The organism is Streptomyces sp. SPB074, from assembly GCF_000154905.1.
Taxonomy (GTDB): domain Bacteria; phylum Actinomycetota; class Actinomycetes; order Streptomycetales; family Streptomycetaceae; genus Streptomyces.
The window spans coordinates 5,436,227-5,445,015 of sequence record NZ_GG770539.1 but is presented as its reverse complement, the minus strand read 5'-3'; the positions used below and the strand labels follow the sequence as shown (position 1 = coordinate 5,445,015).

Here is an 8,789-nt window from a genome sequence, read left to right as displayed (position 1 = left end):
CCTTCGGCGCTCGCGCGGGGGCGCGCGGCGCGGTTCAGCCCGCCAGGCAGGAGGGCCCGAGGAGCACCTTGAGGTCCCCGAAGAGCGAGGGATCGGGCTGCACGCGGTGCCGGTCCAGGCGCAGCACGGTCGTCTTGCGCGGGCCCTGGAGCTTGATCCGCACCTCCGAGTTGCCCCGGTGGCTGCCGAGCACCTCGCTCAGGCGGCTGATCATCGGCGGCGTGACGCGGGTCGCCGGGATCGTGATGACGACGGGGGCGTTGGTGCCCGCGTGGGAGAGGTCGGGGACCTGCATCTCCATCGCGACCAGGCGCGGGATGTCCTCGCGCTTGTCGAGCCGGCCCTTGACGAAGACGACGGTGTCCTCGACGAGCTGGGTCGAGACGAGCTGGTAGGTGGCCGGGAAGAACATGCACTCGATGGAACCCGCGAGGTCCTCCACGGTGGCGATCGCCCACGCGTTGCCCTGCTTGGTCATCTTGCGCTGGAGTCCCGAGATGATGCCGCCGACCGTGACGACGGCGCCGTCGCCGAAGTCGCCGCCCGTGAGCTGCCCGATCCCCGCGTCGGCCTTGTCCGAGAGGACGTGCTCCAGGCCGAAGAGCGGGTGGTCGGAGACGTAGAGGCCGAGCATCTCGCGCTCCTGCGCGAGGAGATAGCTCTTCTCCCACTCGTCGTCGCCGAAGGTCACGTCGAGCCCGAAGCCCGGCTCGTCCTTGCCGTCGTCGTCGCCCATGCCGCCGAAGAGGTCGAACTGCCCCTCGGCCTCCTTGCGCTTGACGGCCACGACGTTGTCGATCATCGGCTCGTACTGCGCGGTGAGGCCCTTGCGGGTGTGCCCGAGCTGGTCGAAGGCGCCCGCCTTGATGAGCGATTCCGTCGTGCGCTTATTGCAGACGACGGCCTCGACCTTGTCGAGGTAGTCGGGGAACGAGGCGTACTTCCCCTTCGCCTTGCGACTGCGGATGATCGATTCCACGACGTTCTGACCGACGTTCCTGACCGCCGTGAGTCCGAAGAGGATAACGTCGTCGCCCTGGGCCGCGAAGTTCGCGAGCGACTCGTTGACGTCCGGCGGCAGCACCCGGATGCCCATGCGGCGGCACTCGTTGAGGTAGACGGCCGACTTGTCCTTGTCGTCGCGCACCGAGGTGAGCACGGCGGCCATGTACTCGGCCGGGTAGTTCGCCTTGAGGTACGCGGTCCAGTACGTGACGAGGCCGTACGCGGAGGAGTGCGCCTTGTTGAAGGCGTACCCGGCGAAGGGGACGAGGACGTCCCACAGGGCCTGGATCGCCTCGTCGCTGTAGCCGTTCTTGCGGGCACCGGCCTGGAAGAGGACGAAGTTCTTCTCCAGTTCGTCGGCCTTCTTCTTGCCCATCACGCGGCGCAGGATGTCGGCCTCGCCGAGCGAGTACCCGGCGACGATCTGGGCGGCCTTCTGCACCTGCTCCTGGTACACGATGAGGCCGTAGGTGAGCCCCAGGACCTCCTTGAGCGGCTCCTCCAGCTCGGGGTGGATCGGGGTGATCTCCTGCTGGCCGTTCTTGCGCAGCGCGTAGTTCGTGTGAGAGTTCATGCCCATCGGGCCCGGCCGGTACAGGGCCGAGACGGCGGAGATGTCCTCGAAGTTGTCGGGCTTCATGAGGCGCAGCAGGGAGCGCATCGGGCCGCCGTCGAACTGGAAGACGCCGAGCGTGTCGCCCCGGCACAGCAGTTCGTAGGTCTTCGGGTCGTCCAGCGGGATGGCGAGGAGGTCGAGTTCCCTGCCCTTGTTGGACTTCACCATCTTGACGGCGTCGTCCATGATCGTCAGGTTGCGCAGGCCCAGGAAGTCCATCTTGAGCAGGCCGAGCGACTCGCACTGCGGGTAGTCCCACTGGGTGATCGTCACGTTGTCCGTGTGCCGGACCCAGACAGGGGCGTGGTCGATGATCGGCTCGCTGGACATGATGACGCCGGCGGCGTGCACGCCCATCTGGCGCACGAGGCCCTCGACGCCCTTGGCGGTGTCGATGACCTTCTTGACGTCGGGCTCGTTCTCGTACATCCCGCGCACCTCGCCCGCCTCGGAGTAGCGCGGGTGCGTGGGGTTGGTGATGCCGTCGAGGTCGATGCCCTTGCCGAGGACGTCGGCGGGCATCGCCTTGGTGATGCGGTCGCCCATCGCGTACGGGTAGCCGAGGACGCGCGCGGAGTCCTTGATGGCGTTCTTCGCCTTGATCTTGCCGTACGTGCCGATCATGGCGACCTTGTCGGCGCCGTACTTCTCGGTCACGTAGCGGATGACCTCGACGCGCCTGCGTTCGTCGAAGTCGATGTCGACGTCGGGCATGGAGATGCGCTCGGGGTTGAGGAAGCGCTCGAAGATCAGCCCGTGCTCGATCGGGTCGAGGTCGGTGATGCCCATCGCGTACGCGACGATCGAGCCGGCCGCGGAGCCGCGCCCCGGGCCGACCGCGATGCCGTTGTTCTTGGCCCACATGATGAAGTCGGCGACGACGAGGAAGTAGCCGGGGAACCCCATCTGGATGATGACGTCCATCTCGTACTCGGCCTGCCGCTGCCGGTCGTCGGGGACGCCCGCGGGGAAGCGGCGCTCCATCCCGCGGCGGACCTCCTCCTGGAACCAGGTGATCTCCGTGAAGCCCTCGGGGATGTCGAACTTCGGCATGAGGTCGCGCTTCTCGAACATGCCGGTCGTGTCGACCTGCTCCGCGACCAGGAGGGTGTTGCGGCAGCCCTCCTGCCAGGCGTCCGAGGAGTCGATGGCGTACATCTCGTCGGTCGTCTTGAGGTAGTAGCCGGTGCCGTCGAAGCGGAAGCGGTCGGGGTCCGAGAGGTTCTTTCCGGTCTGGATGCACAGGAGCGCGTCGTGGGCGACGGACTCGTGCGCGTAGGTGTAGTGCGAGTCGTTGGTGACGAGCGGCGGGATGCCGAGCTTCTTGCCGATCTCCAGGAGCCCGTCGCGGACCCGGTGCTCGATGTCGATCCCGTGGTCCATCAGCTCCAGGAAGTACCGGTCCTTGCCGAAGATGTCCTGGTAGTCGGCCGCCGCCTTGAGCGCCTCCTCGGGCTGCCCGAGCCGCAGCCGGGTCTGCACCTCGCCCGAGGGGCAGCCGGTCGAGGCGATGAGGCCCTCGGACCACTGCGAGATGGTCTCCTTGTCCATGCGGGGCCACTTCTGGAGCCAGCCCTCGGCGTAGGCGTCGGAGGAGAGCTTGAAGAGGTTGTGCAGCCCGGTGCTGTTCGCCGCCCAGATCGTCTTGTGGGTGTAACCGCCGGAGCCGGAGACGTCGTCGCGCTTCTGGTGCGGCTGGCCCCACTGGATCTTGCGCTTGTTGCGGCGGGACTCGGGGGCGACGTACGCCTCGATGCCGATGATCGGCGTGACGCCGGCCTTCTTCGCCTGGTGGAAGAAGTCGTAGGCGCCGTGCAGGTTGCCGTGGTCGGACATCGCGATGTGCGTCATGCCCATCTCGTTGCACGCCTGGAACATGTCCTTGAGCCGCGCCGCGCCGTCCAGGAGCGAGTACTGCGTGTGCACGTGCAGGTGAGTGAACGGCGTCTTCGCTGACACGGGGCCTCCGGGGGCGGCGGGACGAAAGGGACCCGGGAAGTCTATGCCGGACGGAACCACGACCAGCCCTCCGGTCGTTGTCCGTCCGGGGAAGAATCCGTCCCCCGGTTCACCGCCCAAGGAGGCACCCGCGATGTCCGACCCGCAGCCCACCGCCGTTCCCGCCGAGGAGCGGGGAGAGCACATCCTCGGCGTGTTCGGCACCGCCTTCGGAGAGCTGCTGACGGCGGACCCCGCCGCCTTCCGGGTCAAGTTCCGCAAGATGGCGGCCTCCGCCTTCGCGTTCTACCGCGGCACGGCCTGCCTCTTCTACGCCGACCTCGCGCGCGAGCGGCGCGGCGGCCCGTACCTGGACGAGCGCACGAGCCGCGTGTGGGTGCACGGCGACCTCCACGCCGAGAACTTCGGCACGTACATGAACGCCCGGGGCCGCCTCGTCTTCAACGTCAACGACTTCGACGAGGCGTACGTGGGCCCCTTCACGTGGGACCTCAAGCGCTTCGCCGCCTCCGTCGCCCTCATCGGCTACGCGAAGGCGCTCAGCGACGCCCAGATCACCGAGCTGGTCACGGTCTACGCGCAGGCGTACCGCGAGCGCGTCCACCAGCTCGCGACCGGCGCCAAGAGCGACGAGGTGCCGCCCTTCACGCTCGACACCGCCGACGGGCCGCTGCTCGGCGCGCTGCGCGAGGCCCGCTCGCTGACCCGCTTCGGGCTCCTGGAGTCGATGACCGAGATCCGCGAGGCCGAGCGGCGCTTCGCCGCGGGACCCGGCACGATCGAGCTGGACGCGGCGACCAGGTACAAGGTCCTGGCCGCCTTCGACGGGTACCTGGAGACGCTGCCCGAGTCGAGCCTCGCCCGCCCGGACTCCTACCGCGTCAAGGACGTCGTCGGCCGGCGCGGCATCGGCATCGGCTCGGCCGGCCTGCCCTCGTACAACATCCTCCTGGAGGGGAACAGCGACGCGCTGGAGAACGACGTCGTGATCTACCTCAAGCAGGCCCAGACCCCCGCCGTCTCGCGGCACGTGGACGACGCGGCGGCGCGCGCGTACTTCCTGCACGAGGGGCACCGCACGGTCATCTCGCAGCGCGCCCTCCAGGCGCACGCCGACCCCTGGCTCGGCTGGACGGAGCTGGACGGCGCCGGACAGCTCGTCGCGGAGGTCTCCCCGTACGCGGTCGATCTCGACTGGGGCGACATCGACGAGTACGAGGAGATCGCCGCCGTCGTCGCCGACCTCGGGCGCGCCACGGCCGCGATGCACGCGGCGGCGGACGACGAGAGCGAGCACTCGGAGCTGGTGCCCTTCTCGACCGAGCGGGCCATCGACGCCGCGATCGCCGCCGACGAGGAGGGCTTCGCACCGCTCCTCGCCGACTTCGCGCACCACTACGGCGCCGTCGCGCGCCGCGACCACCAGATCTTCGTGGACCTCTTCCGCAACGGCCGCATCCCGGGGCTGTGAGCGCCCGTCCGTCCCCGGGGTGTTGTCCCGGGGACGGACGGATGGTTCCCTTGCGGCACACGGCGCGGCGCCGCGGCATCCGGCGCGCGCCGCGTGGCCCCGGCGTGGCTCCCGTCACGCCGGGCGCTTCCACAGCATCCCTTTAGGGCTCGCTTAACCGGGCCCGTGGCAGACTCGACAGCGATGGACATATCCGGGACCCAGCTCAGAGCACTGCGCGCGACGTTCTTCACCGCGCTCGTGGTGACGCTCTCGGCTGCCTCCCACGTGATCCTGACCCGCTCGCCGCTGCCCCTCACGCCGCTCCTCGTGGTCGCCGGGGCCGTCTTCGCGCTCGCCTTCGCGCTCGCGGGCCGCGAGCGGCGGTACGGGGCCATCGCCGCGCTCCTCGTCCCGCTGGAGCTGGCCGCCGACACCGTCTTCACGACGGGCCAGCACCTCTGCTACGGCGAGGGCGGCGGCCCGGTCGCGGGCCCGCTGCGCAGCGTCGGCATCGACGTGCTGTGCGGGGGCGGCCCGGTGGGTGTCCCGCTGAGCCACTTCGCCGGGGGCGAGCCCACCGGCGCGGCGACGCTCCTCACCGACCCGCGCCCCGGCGCCGCCTGGCTCCTGCTCGGCGCGCACCTGGCCGTGGGGATGCTCGCTGCCGCCTGGCTGCGCGGCGGCGAGAAGGCCCTCGCCCGGGCCCTCGGCTCGCTCGCCTGGTTCGCCTTCCGGCCGCTGCTGCTCGCCGTGGCCTGCGCCACCGCCCGGGCCCGCGCGCTGCGCGCCCGCCCCGTCCGGGGCCTCGCCCCGGCGGCCCGCCCCCACCTGCTGCTCCTGGCGCACTCCGTAGGACGCCGGGGACCTCCCGCGGTCGCTCTCACCGCCTGAGTCCCCCGCCGTGCCCCGTGCGGCACGGCCCCTTCCCGCACGTCCTCACCCGTCTTAGGGATTACGGAGTCACACCCATGAGCCAGCGCAACAGCCAGCAGGCCAAGGCCACCGCCCGCGAGCGCCTGCGCGCCGAACGCGAGCGCCAGGCGAAGAAGGACGCCCGCAAGCGGCAGCTGCTCGTCGCCGGCGGCGTCGTCGCCGTCCTCGCCGTCGGCGCGGGCATAGCCGTCGCCGTCGCCCAGGGCAACAAGCCCTCGCAGTGGGAGTCCGCGAAGTCCGACAGCCTCGTCAAGCCGAAGAACACGAGCGGCGCCAACGGCACGACCGTCGTCATCGGCAAGGAGTCGGCCAAGAAGACCCTGAGCCTCTTCGAGGACCCGCGCTGCCCGATCTGCTCCCAGTTCGAGCAGACCGTCGGTCCCGACCTGCACAAGGACGTGGAAGCGGGCAAGTTCAAGGTCGAGTACGTCGGCGCCACCTTCCTCGACGGCGACTCGGGCTCCGGGAACAAGATCGACCTCGGCGGCCGGGGCTCGGGCTCCAAGAACGCGATGAGCGCCCTCGGCGCCGCGCTCAACGTCAGCCCGGACGCCTTCCTCGACTACAAGACCGCGATGTACTCGAAGAAGTGGCACCCGGACGAGACCGACGACAAGCTCAACTCGGACTCCTACCTCCTCAAGATCGCCGCGACCGTCCCCGAGCTCAAGGGCAACGCGGCCTTCGAGAAGCAGGTCAAGGACGGCACGTACGACCGCTGGGCGATCGAGATGAGCAAGAACTTCAACAAGCAGTCCGACAAGTACGGCGTCACCGGCACGCCGTCGATGGTCATGAACGGCAAGAAGATCGTCGGCAGTGACGGCCAGAACGCGCCGATGACCGCCGCGGACTACCGCACGGCGATCGACGCGGCGCTCAAGGGCTGAGTCGCTCAGGACCGGAGGGGCTGGAATTTCCTGGGACGGGAACATTCCAGCCCCTCCGGCGTTTGAGGAGGGGGGTTCGGGGCGGAGCCCCGAGAGGCGAGCCGCCCAGGGGGCTACAGGCTGTCCAGGAACCCCAGCGCCGTCCGCCACGCCTGCTCCGCGGCCTCGGCGTCGTAGTCGGGCAGTCCCGGGTCGGTGAACAGGTGCCCCGCGCCCGGGTACCGGTAGATCTCCACGTCGGCGCCCGCCCGCCGCATCTGCGGGTACCACAGGCTCAGCCACTCGTGCGTCTCGGACGGGTCGGGGTCGGCGACGTGGAGCTGTACGGGCAGCTCGTCCACCGCCGCGTCCTCGCGCAGGTCCGAGGTGCCGTGCAGGAGGAGCAGGCCGCGCGCGTGCTCGTCGCCGAGCGCCACGTTCTGCGCCAGCGCGCCGCCCAGAGAGAAGCCCGCGTAGACGAGTCCTTTGTCACTGAAAGGCGCGGCGGCCTTGACGGCCCTGGTCAGCAGGCGGTCGTTGCCGATCGACTCGCGCAGTTCGGCGGCCTCCTCCTCCGTCCCCGCCGTTTGCCCCTCGTACAGGTCGGGCACGCGCACCTGGTGTCCGGCCGCCCGCAGCCGGTCGGCCGCCTCGTGCACGGCCGGCCGCAGTCCGTAGGCGGAGTGAAAAAGCAGGATGTCCATACCGGCCATCCTGCCAGCGCCCCCGACCCGGACGCGCCAGGCCCCGGGGGCCGACCGAGACCCGGAGACCCTGACACCCATGGAAGAGATCCTGCGCCCCGTCCTCGTGATCGGCGGTTCCGTCCTGCTCACGCTGCTGCTCGGCTGGGGTTCGGACCGGCTCCTCGCCCGCGCGGCCGTCCGGCACAACGAGACGCCGCTGTGGGAGAAGCTGCGCGAGTGCCGGGTGCCCTGGCAGGTGCTGCTCCTCGCCGCGCTGCTGCGCGGCAGCTACCGGGAGATCACCTGGAGCGTGGTGCGGCGCTTCGACGGGGCGATCGGGCTGATCCTGACCCTCGTCCTGATCGGGGCGACCGCCTGGCTCCTGGTCCGGGTCGTCTCGACGGTCCTGGAGTCCTCCTACGCGCGCTACGCGGCGGTCACGCACGACGCGGCGCGGGTGCGCCGGGTCCGTACGCAGATGACCCTCATCATGCGGATCGTCACGGCCCTCGTCATCGTCATCGCGGTCGCCTCGATGCTCATGACCTTCCCGGACCTGCGGACGGCGGGGAAGTCGGTGCTCGCCTCGGCGGGGATCATCGGGATCGTCGCCGGTGTCGCCGCGCAGTCCACCCTCGGCAACCTCTTCTCCGGCTTCCAGATCGCCTTCGGCGACATGGTCAGGATCGGGGACACGGTGGTCGTGGACGGCGAGTGGGGGGTCGTGGAGGAGGTCACGCTGACGTTCCTCGCGGTGCGCACGTGGGACGAGCGGCGCATCACGATGCCGGTCTCGTACTTCACCTCGCGTCCCTTCGAGAACTGGTCGCGCGGCGGCGCGCAGATGTCCGGCACCGTCTTCTTCCAGCTCGACCACTCGGCGCCGGTCCCGCTCATGCGCGAGGAGCTGCGGCGCGTCCTCGCCGACTGCCCCGCGTGGGACGGCCGCGACTGGAGCCTCGCGGTGACGGACACGACGCCGACGACGATCGAGGTGCGGGCCGTCGTCACCGCGAAGGACGCGGACGACATCTGGACGGTACGGGTCGTGGTCCGCGAGCGCCTGATCGCCTGGCTCAGCGCCCACCACCCCTACGCCCTGCCGAGCGTCGCCACCCTCCCCGCGGCCGAGCCCCCGGCCGCCGCCCCCTCCCCCGGCCTGCGCAAGGACGCCCAGCCGAGCCCGGCCGACGAGGAGGAGGCCCCCCGGGACCCGCGCGGCACGGACGACGCGCCCGCCCACCGGGCCGCGGCGGACGGCGCCGCCC

At 70.4% G+C, this 8,789-nt stretch carries 6 protein-coding genes; 4 read left to right on the top strand and 2 right to left on the bottom strand.

Features of this window, described 5'->3' with window-relative positions:
- Window positions 1–34: 34 nt before the first annotated feature.
- Entirely contained in the window at window positions 35–3,580 is a 3,546-nt protein-coding gene (gene dnaE / locus SSBG_RS23090) for a DNA polymerase III subunit alpha (protein ID WP_008748483.1), read from the bottom strand.
- A gap of 133 nt (window positions 3,581–3,713) precedes the next feature.
- Here dnaE and SSBG_RS23085 point away from each other — a divergent pair, with 133 nt between their 5' ends.
- From SSBG_RS23085 to SSBG_RS23075, 3 genes are all read left to right on the top strand, one after another.
- Entirely contained in the window at window positions 3,714–5,051 is a 1,338-nt protein-coding gene (locus SSBG_RS23085) for a DUF2252 domain-containing protein (RefSeq protein ID WP_008748482.1), read from the top strand.
- Window positions 5,052–5,234: 183 nt separating this feature from the next.
- Window positions 5,235–5,924 carry a hypothetical protein gene (locus SSBG_RS23080; RefSeq protein WP_008748481.1) on the top strand — a complete coding sequence of 230 codons (690 nt, stop codon included), beginning with the start codon at window positions 5,235–5,237 and terminating at the stop codon, window positions 5,922–5,924.
- 77 nt (window positions 5,925–6,001) lie between these two features.
- Complete coding sequence (locus SSBG_RS23075) at window positions 6,002–6,856, top strand: thioredoxin domain-containing protein (protein WP_008748480.1); 855 nt, start codon at window positions 6,002–6,004, stop codon at window positions 6,854–6,856.
- 113 nt (window positions 6,857–6,969) lie between these two features.
- Here the strand turns inward: SSBG_RS23075 and SSBG_RS23070 are convergent, their stop codons facing one another.
- The gene (locus SSBG_RS23070) at window positions 6,970–7,539 is read right to left on the bottom strand and encodes a dienelactone hydrolase family protein (RefSeq protein ID WP_008748479.1); all 570 of its coding nucleotides are present in this window, start codon (window positions 7,537–7,539) and stop codon (window positions 6,970–6,972) included.
- A gap of 79 nt (window positions 7,540–7,618) precedes the next feature.
- On the opposite strand from SSBG_RS23070, the gene SSBG_RS23065 reads away from it, so the two are divergent.
- A partial coding sequence (locus SSBG_RS23065) for a mechanosensitive ion channel family protein (RefSeq protein ID WP_008748478.1) occupies window positions 7,619–8,789 on the top strand: 1,171 nt, incomplete at its 3' end.